Annotated in this window: 12 protein-coding genes and 1 tRNA gene; 9 read left to right on the top strand and 4 right to left on the bottom strand. The window is 68.6% G+C overall.

The window, feature by feature from the left end; genetic code table 11:
• Nucleotides 1-3: 3 nt before the first annotated feature.
• Entirely contained in the window at nucleotides 4-2,043 is a 2,040-nt protein-coding gene (locus DEU37_RS12770; RefSeq protein ID WP_121191015.1) for a DUF262 domain-containing protein, read from the bottom strand.
• Nucleotides 2,044-2,178: 135 nt separating this feature from the next.
• Here DEU37_RS12770 and DEU37_RS12765 point away from each other — a divergent pair, with 135 nt between their 5' ends.
• From DEU37_RS12765 to DEU37_RS12745, 5 genes are all read left to right on the top strand, one after another.
• On the top strand, nucleotides 2,179-2,952 hold the full coding sequence (locus tag DEU37_RS12765; protein ID WP_121191014.1) for a hypothetical protein: 774 nt from the start codon (nucleotides 2,179-2,181) through the stop codon (nucleotides 2,950-2,952).
• A 146-nt stretch (nucleotides 2,953-3,098) separates the two neighbouring features.
• Nucleotides 3,099-3,881 carry a DeoR/GlpR family DNA-binding transcription regulator gene (locus tag DEU37_RS12760; protein ID WP_005050165.1) on the top strand — a complete coding sequence of 261 codons (783 nt, stop codon included), beginning with the start codon at nucleotides 3,099-3,101 and terminating at the stop codon, nucleotides 3,879-3,881.
• Nucleotides 3,878-4,825 (top strand): 1-phosphofructokinase family hexose kinase, encoded by a 948-nt coding sequence (locus DEU37_RS12755; RefSeq protein WP_121191013.1) that lies wholly within the window; start codon nucleotides 3,878-3,880, stop codon nucleotides 4,823-4,825. Before DEU37_RS12760 ends, DEU37_RS12755 begins: the two co-directional genes overlap by 4 nt.
• A gap of 38 nt (nucleotides 4,826-4,863) precedes the next feature.
• The gene (locus tag DEU37_RS12750) at nucleotides 4,864-6,897 is read left to right on the top strand and encodes a fructose-specific PTS transporter subunit EIIC (RefSeq protein ID WP_121191012.1); all 2,034 of its coding nucleotides are present in this window, start codon (nucleotides 4,864-4,866) and stop codon (nucleotides 6,895-6,897) included.
• Nucleotides 6,898-6,938: 41 nt separating this feature from the next.
• Nucleotides 6,939-7,211 (top strand): HPr family phosphocarrier protein, encoded by a 273-nt coding sequence (locus tag DEU37_RS12745; RefSeq protein ID WP_005050170.1) that lies wholly within the window; start codon nucleotides 6,939-6,941, stop codon nucleotides 7,209-7,211.
• Nucleotides 7,212-7,279: 68 nt separating this feature from the next.
• Here the strand turns inward: DEU37_RS12745 and DEU37_RS12740 are convergent, their stop codons facing one another.
• Nucleotides 7,280-7,918: an MBL fold metallo-hydrolase gene (locus DEU37_RS12740; protein ID WP_183043687.1), complete on the bottom strand. Its 639-nt coding sequence runs from the start codon at nucleotides 7,916-7,918 to the stop codon at nucleotides 7,280-7,282.
• Nucleotides 7,919-8,038: 120 nt separating this feature from the next.
• Between DEU37_RS12740 and DEU37_RS12735 the strand changes: the two genes are divergently transcribed.
• Nucleotides 8,039-8,114: transfer RNA gene (locus tag DEU37_RS12735), tRNA-Glu, on the top strand.
• A 62-nt stretch (nucleotides 8,115-8,176) separates the two neighbouring features.
• Here the strand turns inward: DEU37_RS12735 and DEU37_RS12730 are convergent.
• Both DEU37_RS12730 and DEU37_RS12725 read right to left on the bottom strand, forming a co-directional pair.
• Nucleotides 8,177-9,307, bottom strand: coding sequence for a DUF4349 domain-containing protein (locus DEU37_RS12730; RefSeq protein WP_121191010.1), 1,131 nt, complete (start codon nucleotides 9,305-9,307; stop codon nucleotides 8,177-8,179).
• A complete protein-coding gene (locus tag DEU37_RS12725) occupies nucleotides 9,304-9,867 on the bottom strand; it encodes an RNA polymerase sigma factor (RefSeq protein ID WP_121191009.1) in 564 nt (187 codons plus the stop codon). The genes DEU37_RS12730 and DEU37_RS12725 overlap by 4 nt, the downstream gene beginning before the upstream one ends.
• 220 nt (nucleotides 9,868-10,087) lie before the next feature.
• Here DEU37_RS12725 and DEU37_RS12720 point away from each other — a divergent pair, with 220 nt between their 5' ends.
• From DEU37_RS12720 to leuD, 3 genes are all read left to right on the top strand, one after another.
• A complete protein-coding gene (locus tag DEU37_RS12720; RefSeq protein WP_121191008.1) occupies nucleotides 10,088-11,086 on the top strand; it encodes a TerC family protein in 999 nt (332 codons plus the stop codon).
• Nucleotides 11,087-11,236: 150 nt separating this feature from the next.
• Nucleotides 11,237-12,682 carry a 3-isopropylmalate dehydratase large subunit gene (leuC, locus tag DEU37_RS12715; RefSeq protein WP_121191007.1) on the top strand — a complete coding sequence of 482 codons (1,446 nt, stop codon included), beginning with the start codon at nucleotides 11,237-11,239 and terminating at the stop codon, nucleotides 12,680-12,682.
• 1 nt (nucleotide 12,683) lies between these two features.
• Entirely contained in the window at nucleotides 12,684-13,280 is a 597-nt protein-coding gene (gene leuD / locus DEU37_RS12710) for a 3-isopropylmalate dehydratase small subunit (protein WP_005050185.1), read from the top strand.
• Nucleotides 13,281-13,325 lie beyond the last annotated feature (45 nt).

The raw sequence follows: 13,325 nt of genomic DNA, 5'->3' as shown, positions 1-13,325 counted from the left end.
CGATCACTTCATCGCGTTACCGATGTAGGAGTACTTGACGAACACCTCCGAGGCCCACCCCGCCTCGTCGAGCACGCCCTGAACCGCAGTGAGCATGTACTTCGAGTCCCAGCCCATGTAGAGGTATCGCCCGTCGGCCAGCTCATCCCACTGGCCGTTCCACGCCTTCGCGGGATAGACCGGTCCGCCGCGCCGCGCGCTGAAATCGATGACGCTCTGGCGGGAGTCGGCCCACAGACGCTTGAAGATGCGGTTGAAGAGGTAGCGGATGTCCGGCACCTCCCAGTGCTCGCCGCGGAACTCGACGTAGTCGAACTCGCGCTGCCATCCGCGCGGCCAGCCGCGCCGCTTCACGGCATCCAGGATGGGCGTCAGATTGTCGTCGTCGATGCTGACGACGGCGGGGCGACGCCACACCTGGAGGAACAGCTCGGTCAGTGCCTGCGTGCGCGCGGCGATGGCTGCCGTGCTCCACGTCTCGGTGCGGGCGATCGCGCGCGTGATCCCGACGGCGCTCTCGTCGTACACCGCGCGCTTCTGCGGGAACGAGGCGTCGAACGCCCGCTCGAAGAGCTGGTCTTCCAGCAGCGTGAGGTTGCCGAGTGTGGGTGCCAGCGCGCGGAAGCTGTTCTGCTCGTCGTCGGTGAGGTCGGCCCATCGGCGGATGCCGTCGGGCGACCAGTCGTCGGAGGGTGCGGCGGGTGCAACGTGCTCCAGGTCGATGCCGGGAAGATCGATGTCGCCCGCCAGACGCTTCAACACGTAGGAGGGGTGCGGAAGTGCCGTGTACTTGAGCCCCACGCGGGTCCGTTCGTCCGACGGGGTGATGCGCGCGATCGCCTGCACCAGGGCGTCGCTCGACACCGCAGCAGCACGGCACAGGCGTGCGACCAGCCGGTCGGTCGTCACGCCCACGACGGTGCGTCGCAGCAGCAGCGACTGCACGTGCTCGAGCGAGACACGCAGCTCGGCAGCGCTGAGGTCTCCTTCGCCGTGTTCGTGAAGCAGCCGCAGCGCCAGGGGGTACATGCCGCGACCGAAGGTGTTGAGGTAGGCCAGCTGTCGTGCGATGACAGGATCGTCGGCGCGCGCAGGATCGAGGAGGATCCGGTAGATGCCCGCGTAGCGACGCCACTGCGCGGCGCGCTCCCGCAGCGTCGCGAGGTCGAGGCGTGGGAACTGGGAACGGAAGGTGTCGTAGACGCCCCGCTCACCGGCGACCGTGACCTCGCGCCCGGTGAGCATGACCAGGTAGTGGCGCCAGAAGTCGCCGATCTGCTCGCCGGTGTCGTGCTCGATCGGCATCCAATACTCGTCTTCGATCTCGCCCTGCTCGGCGTGCGAGAGTCCCATGAGGACGTAGTTGTGGATCAGCTCGTGGTCACGCAGCGGCTCGCCGGTGGAGTTGAGACTCTCGAAGGTTTGCTGGGCGTTCGCGTCGGCGCCCAGGGTGATCGACACGTGTTCGAGGCGCTCCAGGCCCCGCCAGATGTGGGCGGCCTCGTCGGGGCGGATCTGACTGCGGAAGAACGCGTAGTTGTCGTCGAAGCGCGACTCGCGCATCTGCTCGTCCGCCTCTCGGCGACCGAGCACGACGCTCTCGAAGACATCGGCCCACGCGCGGTGCGGACGCAGCTTGGTGCGCGTCGGATCGTCGCTGCGCACCAGGACGCGCTCGAGCTCGGCGGCGAGTGCGGGGTCGTCGTCGCGCAGCGTGTGATGCAGGGCGGCGACCAGCAGCATCAGAGTGGTGATGCGCTGCTGTCCGTCGATGAGCACCAGGTGCGCATCGTCGTCCGAGGAGCTCGACGCCGTCGACAGGATCGAACCGATGAAGTGCGTCTGTCCGGCGCCGGCATCGGCGACGGCGCGCACGTCGGCGAGCAGTTGTTCGCACCCGCCGATGTCCCATCGGTACTGGCGCTGATACACCGGGACGACGATGGTCGTGTCGGATGCCGAGAGCCAGCGGATCGTTGCGACAGCGGTGGCCGAGACGTGTGCCGCCGCGACCGAGGGGGCGAGATGCGTACCGCTGTTCATACTGTCCGTGTCGCCTCCGCGCTCGCTCTCGATGACCGCCGTCGAGTCTAATCGCGTTCACATGGGCGCTCTGTAGGCTTGCCTCGGCCGGGCCTGTAAAAACTTCGCTTGTCCGGCAGAAAGGTTGAATCCGTCATGGGTTACATCAAGAGCGCGGCTCTCGAGGAGACCGGTTACGTCGTCCTCGACCGCTACAACAACGAGATCGATCCGAAGGAATGGCTCGACGTCGAATACGTCGACTGGAAGTCCTCGGGCGACACCCGTTTCGCACCGCTGGCCTCGGCCAAGGGTGAGATCGAGTGCAACGGCTTCTGGAACCACAAGCCGCCGCGCACCGACAAGGACGGCGTCTGGATCGACTCGCAGACCGCCATCGCGCCGACGCTCACAGCGCGCGCGATGGAGCCGGGTGCGAACGTCGGACGTTGCCGCATCATCGAGCTGCAGCCCAACACGTACGCGGACTGCCTCTACAACCTGCACCAGGACGACAACAACCGTCTGAACCCCGATGGCACGGGGTGGGTGGTGCGCGGGTTCTTCAACCTCACGGACGACACCACGAGCTACTTCGTCCTGCGTGAGAACCGCACCGATCCGAGCGAGGAGACGCGGATCGCGCTGCCGGCGGGCGCGCAGCTGATCGTCGATACGCAGCGGCTGTGGCACGCCGCCGCCCATTACGGCGCGGAGCCGCGCTACTGCCTCATCACTTCGTGGGAGTCCGGCCCGGAGCTGGACGCCTACATCGCGAAGTACAACGGTGTGAACAAGGTGGACAGCTACCCCGTCGACCAGGAGACGCTGGATGCCGGTCAGGTCGAACAGGAGCGTCGCATCGCCGCTCGCGCCGCCGCTCTGGCTGCACGCGGTCAGCAGGAAGTCACGGTGATGAGCGAGGCCTGAGCCTCGGCATCTCTCCGCGCGCCGCGCGACAGAAGGGCCCCGGTCTTCGGATCGGGGCCCTTCTGTGCGTGATGTGGTTTTTCCCGGGCTGGTGTGTTGATGCGGCTGTGTTTGTGTTGTAATGTGTGGCTATTCAAGGAGGAACCGTGTACGCAACGGAGCGACAGCAGCTCATCGAGCAGCTGATCACCACTGAGGGTCGGGTCGTCGTCATCGATCTCGCCCGCCGCTTCGGCGTCACTACCGAGACGGTTCGCCGCGACCTCGATCAGCTCGAGTCGGCGGGCCTCGTGCGTCGCGTGCACGGGGGAGCCGTCGCCCGCACCCGCGTCAGTACCGCGGAGACCTCCTTCGTCGAGCGCACTCAGCGTCGCACCGATGCGAAGCTCGCCATCGCGGCGCGCGCGCTGGACGCCATCGGCACCCACGGTGACGGCTCGGTCTACATCGACGCGGGCACCACCACGGCCGCGCTGGCGGGACTCTTGGCTCAGCGCGCCACGACGGCGCACCCGCTCGAGGTCGTCACGCACTCGATGACCGTCGCGCACCTGCTCGCCGGAGCACCGGCGCTGAACCTCACGGCGATCGGCGGCCGCGTTCGCGGTCTGACGGCCGCCGCGGTGGGCGCGCAGACCGTCGATGCGATCTCGCGCCTTCGACCCGACCTCGCCTTCATCGGCACGAACGGACTGTCGGCCGCGTTCGGGCTCAGCACCCCCGACCCCGACGAGGCGGCCGTCAAGCGCGCCGTCATCGCCTCGGCCCGCCGGATCGTGGTCCTCGCCGACGCGGAGAAGTTCGACGGCGAACTGCTCGTCTCCTTCGGTCGTCTGGCCGACCTCGACATCCTCGTCACCGACGCCGAGCCCCCTGCCGACCTCGTCGCCGCCCTCGGCGACGCCGATGTGGAGGTGTGGATCGCATGATCGTCACCCTGACCGCCAATCCGTCTCTCGATCGCACCGTGACGCTGTCCGACGCGCTGCGCGTGGGCGAAGTGCAGTCCGCGCTCTCCGTCCGCGAGGATGCCGGGGGCAAGGGCATCAACGTGACCCGCGTGCTCGCCGGCTCCGGCGTCGCGACGCGCGCCGTTCTCCCGCTGGACGCCGACGACCCGTTCGCCGCCGTGCTGCGTTCCGCTCACGTGCCGGTTCTCGCGGTGCCGCTGCCGGGCGCCGCGCGCGCGAACCTGACGCTCACCGACAGCGACGGCGTGACGACCAAGATCAACCTTCCGGGCGTCACGCGCACCGCGCAGGACGCGGCGACGCTGATCGATGCGACCGTGCGCGCCTCGGCAGATGCCGACTGGCTCGTGCTGGCCGGCTCGCTCCCGCCGGGCCTTTCGGAGGACTTCTACGTCGACGTGATCACCGCCGTTCGTGCCGCGGGAGCATCCGCTCCCCGTATCGCGGTCGACACGTCGGGGCCCGCGTTGCGCGCGGTCGTCGAGCGCGGACGCCCCGACCTCATCAAGCCCAACGATGAGGAACTGGCGGAGCTGGCCGGCGTCGCCCTCGACGCGGAGCTGCCGCTGCCCGAGGCGGTGCTCGCCGTCGCGCGCCAGCTCGTACCGACCCGCGTCGGGGCCGCCTTCGTCACGCTCGGCGGCGACGGCGCCGTGCTCGTCGACCCCGACGGCGCCTGGTTCGGTACCCCTCCGCCCACGCGTGTGCGCAGCACCGTGGGTGCGGGGGACAGCTCGCTGGCCGGGTTCCTGCTCGCCGACGTCGCCGGCGCTGCTCCCGACGAGCGGGTGCGCAGCGGCATCCGCTACGGGTCGGCGGCGGCCGCCCTGCCGGGAACACAGGCCCCCACCCCCACCGATCTCCTCCCCGGCGACGTGCCGGTGAGGCCTCTCGCCCTCTGAAAACCCACCCTGTACCCAAACGACCACTGGAGGTCACCGTGTCAGAGATCATCACGCCGGCGCTCGTCAGCCTTGACGAGTCGCTCGGCACCGACAAGCGGGCCGTCATCGACGCCCTCGCCGCCCGCGTGGCGGCGACGGGACGGGCGACGGATGCCGCAGCCCTCGCCGCCGACGCCTGGAAGCGCGAGCAGACCGACGAGACCGGCCTTCCGGGCGGCATCGCGATCCCGCACGCCAAGAGCGCAGCGGTGCGCGAGGCGACGCTGGCGTTCGCGCGGCTGAAGCCCGGCATCGACTTCGGCGCCGACGACGGCCCCGCCGACCTCGTCTTCCTCATCGCGGCCCCCGACACCGCCGCCGAGGAGCACCTGGCCGTGCTGTCGCAGCTGGCCCGCAGCTTCATGCGCGAGGACTTCACCGCGGGTCTTCGTTCGGCCGCGACGGCCGAAGACGTCGTCGCCCTCGTGACGGCCGCCGTCTCCGGCACCGCGGCACCGGCCGCGGCGCCCGCCGCAGCCGCAGCCGCGGACAGCGCCCACCTCATCGACGGGCGCCCCGCGCGCATCGTCGCGGTCACCGCCTGCGCCACCGGCATCGCGCACACCTTCATGGCCGCCGACGCGCTCACCGCGCAGGGCGGCAAGGACGGCGTCGACCTCATCGTCGAGCCGCAGGGCTCGAGCGGATACAAGGCGCTCGACCCGAAGATCATCGAGGCGGCGGATGCCGTCATCTTCGCCGTCGACGTCGACGTGCGCGAGCCGCAGCGCTTCGCGGGCAAGCCCGTCGTGCGCGCGAGTGTCAAGCGCGGCATCGAAGCGCCGGCTCAGCTGGTCGCCGAAGCGATCGCCGCCGCGAAGAACCCGAACGCCGCGCGCGTGAGCGGTTCGGCGGCCGCGGCATCCACCGCGACGTCGGGTGCGGGGGAGTCGTACGGCGCGAGCATCAAGCGGGCGCTCCTCACCGGCGTCAGCTACATGATCCCCTTCGTCGCCGGCGGCGGTCTGCTCATCGCGCTGGGCTTCCTGCTCGGCGGGTACGAGATCGCGTTCAATGCGGACAAGATCCTCGGCGCCTCGACGCTGTGGAACCTCGGTGACACCTCGCTGATCGTCTACCTCGGTGCCGTGCTGTTCAAGATCGGTGCGCTCTCGTTCGGCTTCCTGGTTCCTGCCCTCGCCGGTTACATCGCGTACGGCATGGCCGACCGACCGGGTATCGCCCCCGGTTTCGTCGCGGGCGCGGTCGCGGGCTTCATGGGCGCGGGCTTCCTCGGCGGCATCGTCGGCGGTCTGCTCGCCGGTGTGGCGGCACGCTGGCTCAACGGTCTGGACGTGCCGCGCTGGCTGCGCGGTCTCATGCCCGTCGTGATCATCCCGCTGCTCGGCTCGATCTTCGCCTCGGGGCTCATGCTCCTGGTTCTCGGTGGCCCGATCGCGTGGCTGACCAAGGCTCTGAACGACTGGCTGTCGGGCCTGTCCGGCGCCGGCGTGATCATCCTCGGCATCATCCTCGGCCTCATGATGTGCTTCGACCTCGGTGGCCCCGTCAACAAGGTCGCCTACGCGTTCGCGACGGGCAACCTCGCCGCCGGCATCGCCGGTGACGAGCGTTACCTGCAGATCATGGCCGCCGTCATGGCTGCCGGCATGGTCCCGCCGCTCGCAATGGCCCTCGCCTCGACCGTCATCGACCGCAAGCTCTTCACCGAGCCGGAGCGCGAGAACGGCAAGGCGGCCTGGCTGCTGGGCGCGGCGTTCATCTCCGAGGGCGCGATCCCGTTCGCCGCGGCCGACATCTTCCGGGTCATCCCCTCCATGATGCTCGGCGGCGCGGTCACCGGTGCCCTCTCGATGGCGTTCGCCGTCACGAGCAAGGCGCCTCACGGCGGCGTGTTCGTCTTCTTCGCGATCGACAACTTCTGGCTGTGGCTCGTCGCCATCGCCGCGGGTACGGTCGTCGCGGCCTTCTCGGTCGTCGCTCTCAAGCGCTTCGCGCGCCGCGGATCGGCCGCCAACGAGGGTATGTCCGGCGCCAACGCGGTTTCTCCCGAAGCCGTCAGCGCCTAGGCTCGAAGACAGAAGAAAACGACCGATCCAAGGAGGATCCCATGGCAGAACGCCAGGCCACCGTCGCCAGCAGCTCGGGTCTGCACGCGCGCCCCGCGAAGCTCTTCGTGCAGGCCGTTCAGCAGACCGGCGTCCCCGTGACGATCGCGGTCGAGGGCGGTCCTGACCTCAACGCCGGCAGCATCCTCACGCTGATGGGTCTCGGCGCCACGCAGGGCACCGTCGTCACGCTCAAGGCCGAGGGCGAGGGTGCGGATGCCGCGCTCGACGCGCTCGTCGCGTTCCTGGAGACCGACCACGACGCCGAGGCCTGATCGGCTCACACGAACGGATGCCGCGACCCTGGAGTGACCAGGAGTCGCGGCATCCGGCGTTTCGGGGGTCAGAGATCGATCGCGTCGCCCGGTTCGAGCGGACGGAACCGTCCCCCGCCCTGTTCCGTGGCCCACTGCAGCCGTGCGCGGTGCATGTCGAGGCCGATGCGGGACAGCGTCATGTCGTGGGTCGCGAAAGCGTGCTCGGGGCGCACGGCGAGGACGAAGTCCATCGCCTCACCGACCTTCAGCCACGGAGCGCCGACCGGAGCGGCGAGCAACCGCACGTCTACCCCCTCGGGCGCCGAGAACGAATCGCCGGGGTAGTAGAACGCGTCGTCGACCAGGACGCCGACGTTGTCGATGACGGGGATCGACTCGTGGATCACGGCATGCCGTCCACCGAAGAAGCGGAGCGAGAAGGGCCCGACGCTCACGCTGTCGCCGGGGGTCACGACGGTGACGTCGAACTCCGCCGCCGCGTCGGCGACGCCCTGGGGCCCGTAGATGGGCACGGCGGGCGCGTGCTCGCGAATCCGGCGCAGGTGCTCGGGCGTCCAGTGGTCGGGGTGCTCGTGGGTCAGCACGACCCCCACTGTGCCGGCGAGATCCTGCAGCGGAAGAGTGAAGCTGCCCGGGTCGATGATGAGCTGGCTGCCCTCTCGCGCCAGGCGCAGGCAGGCGTGTTCGTGTTTGGTGACGCGCATGCCGTCAGTCAACGCCTGTCGTGCGATCCGGGCAAGCCGAGCGCGCATGCGAGCCTCGATTTGGCGAGGCGTCGATCGTCATGGCATAATCGAACGGTTGCTTACGCAGCGAAAAAGTACGGCCCCATCGTATAGCGGCCTAGTACGCCGCCCTCTCACGGCGGTAACGCGGGTTCGAATCCCGCTGGGGTCACCACAACAGAAGCCCGGTCCACACGGACCGGGCTTCTGTGCGTCGTCGACCGTTCGCGTGCGCGGTCACGGATTCTCGACGGAACCGGCCGGTGCGTTCCGTCGGCTGTGGCGACGCCGGCGCACGCGCACGATGAGCACCACAAGGGCCGCGATCACCGCGGCGACGCCGAGCCACGGGAGCAGGAACCCGATCGCGACGACGAGGCCGTTGAGGGTCACGATGAGTCCGCTCCATCCGGCCGCGAGTCCGTCGCCGAACCCGGCGGGATCGGCGCTGACGGCCGGTGAGGGCTCGACCAGCGACACCGTCAGCGTCGACATCGCCACCTGCGACTGGGTCCACGCCAGCTGTTGGCGCAGCGAGTCCAGCTCCGACTGGCGCGCGGCGAGCGCGGCTTCCGCGGCGATCAGATCCGCCGTCGAGGACGACTGCGTCATCAGCTCTGTCAACCGTGCGACGGAGCTCTCCAGGGCGGAGACGCGAGCCTGCAGGTCGAGCGTCTCGGTCGTGACATCCCGTCGAGACGTCTCCGACGCCGTGACCGTGCCGAGCTCCGACAGACCGGTCACGACCTTCGACAGTCCGTCGGCGGGCACGCGCACCGTGATCCACGCGCTCGAGGGCGCCGGCGCCATCATCGAGGTGTCGGTGGGCGGGACGACGGACATCACCGGTGTCGTGCCCGTGCTCTGCGACTCCACGTACCCTCCCGATGCGGTTGCCACTGCCGCGATCGCCTGGGCAGCGGATGCCGCGTCCTTCACCTCGACGGTGGCCGATGCGCTCACCGCGATCTCGCGGTCGGCCCCGCTCGCCGCGCCTGTGGCGCCATCCGAGGCCGCGCCGCCCGCCGCGCCGGATCCACTCGTGGCGCCGAGACGACTTTCCGGTGCGGGCACCATGGCTCCGGTGCCCTCGAGCGACACGGCGGGAAGGGATGAAGACGATGCCGTCGAGGCGCCGCCGAGCGCCTGGAGAACGGTCGGGCCGATGATAGCCGCGAGGGCCAAGAGCGCGGCGGCTGCAGTGCCGCCCATCCACACGCGTCCGCGGCGCACCGCTCGCACGCGCTGGCGCTCTGCGTCCCGCACCTGCACGGCGCGCTCCTCGGCGATTCGGCCGAACAGACCCTGTTCGATGGCGTCGATGCGGTCGTCGGTGAGTTCGTGGACAGTGCTGTCGTTGGTCGTCATGACCCCTCCGAGGTGATGGTGGCGCGCAGCGCGCTGCGGATGCGGGAGAGGCGATTGCGGACGACGCCATGACTGACCCCGAGATGGGCGGCGGCCTCGCTGTACCCGTAGCCTTCGGCGGCGCACAGGCGGAAGATCTCCTGGTCGAGTGTGCTGAGGGTCGACAGCTGTCCGCTGATCCGCCCCACGAGTTCCGAGGAGATCACCGCCTGCTCGACATCGGCCCCCGCGGGCAGGCTCTCATCGAGCGCAGAAGCCAGATGCTCACGGTCGCGCTTTTGACGCCGTATTCGGTTGGCAGCTTGGAACCGGCAGATCGTGACGAGCCAGGGCAGGAGCGACTCGCTCTCCAACTCGAGCCCGCTCATCTTTCGCCACGCCACCAAGAACGTCTCCTGTGTGACGTCCTCGGCATCCGTGGCCGTGCCCACCATCGCACGCGCCAGCGCATACACCGCACGTACGTGCGAGCGGTAGAGAGCGCGGAAGGCGAGGTCGCTGCCCGCGGCCGCCGCCGCGACCAGCTCCGCGTCGGTGCGCGCTCCGGAGTGGTCGGTCATGGTGTCCTCATCGTCTCTTACTGGGGGAGTGTCGGCGAGAGGAGGATCGTCTCAGAACACGGCGCGTCATGGATGCCGGTATCGTGGTCGCTGCGAGAGGGAGTATCCCGTTCTCGCGTGTCCGTCATCACGGGCCCGACGTCGGGACCCCGGGCACGCGCCGCAGCACCGCTGGCGGGGGAGAGACTTTCGACGTTTCGTCCTCCCTCGAAAGGCCTGCATGGACCTCCCCGTCTGGTTCGAGATCGGTTCGCTGATCGTCCTCGTCCTGATCCTCGTCGCCGACTTGACGCTCATCGCGAAGCGGCCGCACATCCCGACGCCCAAGGAGTCGAGTCTGTGGGTCGCCTTCTATGTCGCACTCGCGCTCGTCTTCGCGGGGCTGATGTGGTTCTTCGCGGGTGGGGAGTACGCGGGTCAGTTCGTCGCCGGCTGGCTCACCGAGTACAGCCTGTCGATCGACAACCTGTTCGTCTTCGTGCTGATCATGAGCCAGTTCTCCGTGCCGCGCCGCTACCAGCAGAAGGTGCTGATGGTCGGCATCATCATCGCCCTGGTCCTCCGAGGCCTGTTCATCCTCGCCGGCGCCGCCATCATCGAGCAGTTCAGCTGGGTGTTCTACATCTTCGGTGCGTTCCTCATCTACACCGCTTGGAAGCAGGCGTTTCCCGGCGGCGACCACGACGACGAGATCAAGAAGGAGTCCTTCGTGGTGCGGCTGCTGCGTCGCACGGTCGACATCACCGACGACTATGACGGACCGAAGGTTCGCACCGTGGTCGACGGCAAGCGGATGTTCACGCCGATGATCATCGTGTTCGTCGCGATCGGAATGACCGATCTCCTCTTCGCACTCGACTCGATCCCGGCGATCTTCGGCATCACGCAGAGCCCCTTCATCGTCTTCACCTCGAACATCTTCGCTTTGATGGGTCTCCGCCAGCTCTACTTCCTTCTCGGCGATCTTCTCGACCGCCTGAAGTACCTGCATTACGGCATCGCCTTCATCCTCGCCTTCATCGGCGTCAAGCTCATCGCGCACGCGATGCACGAGAACGAGCTGCCCTTCATCAACGGCGGCGAGAACATCTCGTGGGCGCCCGACATCTCGACATGGATGTCGCTCGGCGTGATCGTCATCTCGATGCTCGTGGCCACCGGTGCGAGCCTCGTCGCCGCGCGGCGGGACCGGCGCCTGGGAGCGACCGACGAGTCGTGACGATCCGGCGCCGATCGGTGCGGTGGTAGTCTGAGCCCGTGCGGATCGCTCGCCTTCTCCTTAGCCGCCGCGACGAGACCTCGTTCTGAGCCCTCTCTCGTCGCGGAGTCCGTCGCGGGCTTGATCCCCTTATCTGGAGAACGAGACAGCATGAGCACCATGATTCCCGACCGTCCGCGGACCCTCGCCGAGAAGGTCTGGGACGACCACCTCGTCGTCAAGGGTGAAGACGGTGAGCCCGACCTCATCTACATCGACCTGCACCTCGTCCACGAGGTGACTAGCCCCCAGGCATTCGATGGTCTGCGCGCCGAGGGTCGTCCGGTGCGGCGGCTCGATCTGACGATCGCGACCGAGGACCACAACACGCCCACGCTCGACATCGACAAGCCGATCGCCGATCTCACCAGTCGTACGCAGATCGAGACGCTGCGACGCAACGCCGACGAGTTCGGGGTGCGGCTGCACTCGCTGGGTGACAAGGAGCAGGGCATCGTCCACGTCGTCGGTCCTCAGCTGGGTTTGACGATGCCGGGCATCACGGTCGTCTGCGGCGACAGCCACACCTCGACGCACGGCGCCTTCGGAGCGATGGCGTTCGGTATCGGTACGAGCGAGGTGGAGCACGTTCTGGCGACGCAGACGCTGCCGCTGAAGCCCTTCAAGACGATGGCCATCACGGTCGAGGGAGAGCTGAAGCCGGGAGTGACCGCGAAGGACATCATCCTCGCCATCATCGCCAAGATCGGCGCGAACGGTGGCCAGGGCTATGTGCTCGAGTTCCGCGGCAGCGCCATCCGGTCGCTGTCGATGGAGGGCCGGATGACGATGTGCAACATGTCGATCGAGGCCGGGGCCCGCGCCGGCATGATCGCCCCGGACGAGACCACGTTCGCCTACGTCAAGGACAAGCCGCACGCTCCGCAGGGTCAGGACTGGGACGACGCCGTCGCCTACTGGCGGACTCTCCCGAGCGACGAGGGCGCGGCCTACGACGCCGAGGTCTTCCTCGACGCCAACGAGCTCGAGCCCTTCGTCACGTGGGGCACCAACCCCGGCCAGGGCGTCTCACTGAGTGACGTCGTGCCCGACCCGGCATCCTTCGCGGACGCCAACGAGCGCGCGGCCGCCGAGCGCGCCCTCGCGTACATGGACCTCGCCGCCGGGACACCGCTGAAGGACGTGACGGTGGATGCCGTCTTCATGGGCTCCTGCACGAACAGCCGCATCGAAGATCTGCGCGCCTTCGCCTCGGTCATCGAGGGCCGCCACAAGGCCGACGGCGTCCGCGTCATGGTCGTCCCCGGCTCGGCGCGGGTACGTCTGGAAGCGGAGGCGGAGGGGCTCGACAAGGTCTTCACCGCGTTCGGTGCGGAGTGGCGTTTCGCGGGTTGTTCGATGTGCCTCGGGATGAACCCCGACCAGTTGGCCCCCGGAGAGCGGTGCGCATCCACGAGCAACCGCAACTTCGAAGGACGCCAGGGCAAGGGCGGCCGCACTCACCTCGTCTCGCCGTTGGTGGCCGCCGCGACGGCGGTGCTGGGTCGGCTCGCCAGCCCGTCCGATCTGCCCGCCGTCGAGAAGGTCGAGGCCTGACATGGAGAAGTTCACGACGCACACCGGTATCGCCGCCGCGCTGACGCGGTCCGCGGTCGACACCGACCAGATCATCCCCGCCGTCTATCTCAAGCGCGTCACCAAGACGGGCTTCGAAGACGCACTGTTCGCCAACTGGCGTCAGGACCCTGATTTCGTCCTCAACCAGCCGGCGTTCGCGCGCGCCTCGATCCTCGTGGCGGGGCCGGACTTCGGTACCGGCTCGAGCCGCGAACACGCCGTCTGGGCCCTGCGCGACTACGGCTTCCAGGTCGTGCTGAGCCCGAAGTTCGCCGACATCTTCCGGGGCAACGCGGGCAAGCAAGGCCTGGTCACCGGCGTGATCTCCGAGGCTGACGTGGAGGCCATCTGGGCCCAGATCGAGGCGCAGCCGGGGATCGAGATGACGGTGGACCTTCTCGAGCGCACGGCGGTGATCGGCGAGCTCCGGGTCTCGTTCGAGATCGACGATTACACTAGGTGGAGGCTCCTCGAAGGTCTCGACGACATCGGGCTGACTCTGCGCAATGAGGACAAGATCGCGCAGTTCGAGGCGCGCCGCGAGGCGTGGCGCCCGCGGACGCTCCCCGTTCGCTAGGACGGATCGCGCCTTCACCGGCGCCGATCATCTGTCTTTCGCTTC

Source organism: Microbacterium sp. AG790 (assembly GCF_003634765.1).
GTDB lineage: Bacteria > Actinomycetota > Actinomycetes > Actinomycetales > Microbacteriaceae > Microbacterium.
The sequence above is the reverse complement of the archived record's forward strand: the minus strand, read 5'-3'. Positions and strand labels throughout refer to the sequence as shown.

Bases quoted from the DNA above. Each gene is read 5' to 3' on its own strand.
- DEU37_RS12770 (WP_121191015.1), bottom strand. From the start codon at position 2,043: ATGAACAGCGGTACGCATCTCGCCCCCTCGGTCGCGGCGGCACACGTC.
- DEU37_RS12765 (WP_121191014.1), top strand. From the start codon at position 2,179: ATGGGTTACATCAAGAGCGCGGCTCTCGAGGAGACCGGTTACGTCGTC.
- DEU37_RS12755 (WP_121191013.1), top strand. From the start codon at position 3,878: ATGATCGTCACCCTGACCGCCAATCCGTCTCTCGATCGCACCGTGACG.
- DEU37_RS12745 (WP_005050170.1), top strand. From the start codon at position 6,939: ATGGCAGAACGCCAGGCCACCGTCGCCAGCAGCTCGGGTCTGCACGCG.
- DEU37_RS12740 (WP_183043687.1), bottom strand. From the start codon at position 7,918: ATGCGCGTCACCAAACACGAACACGCCTGCCTGCGCCTGGCGCGAGAG.
- DEU37_RS12730 (WP_121191010.1), bottom strand. From the start codon at position 9,307: ATGACGACCAACGACAGCACTGTCCACGAACTCACCGACGACCGCATC.
- DEU37_RS12725 (WP_121191009.1), bottom strand. From the start codon at position 9,867: ATGACCGACCACTCCGGAGCGCGCACCGACGCGGAGCTGGTCGCGGCG.
- DEU37_RS12720 (WP_121191008.1), top strand. From the start codon at position 10,088: ATGGACCTCCCCGTCTGGTTCGAGATCGGTTCGCTGATCGTCCTCGTC.
- leuC (WP_121191007.1), top strand. From the start codon at position 11,237: ATGAGCACCATGATTCCCGACCGTCCGCGGACCCTCGCCGAGAAGGTC.
- leuD (WP_005050185.1), top strand. From the start codon at position 12,684: ATGGAGAAGTTCACGACGCACACCGGTATCGCCGCCGCGCTGACGCGG.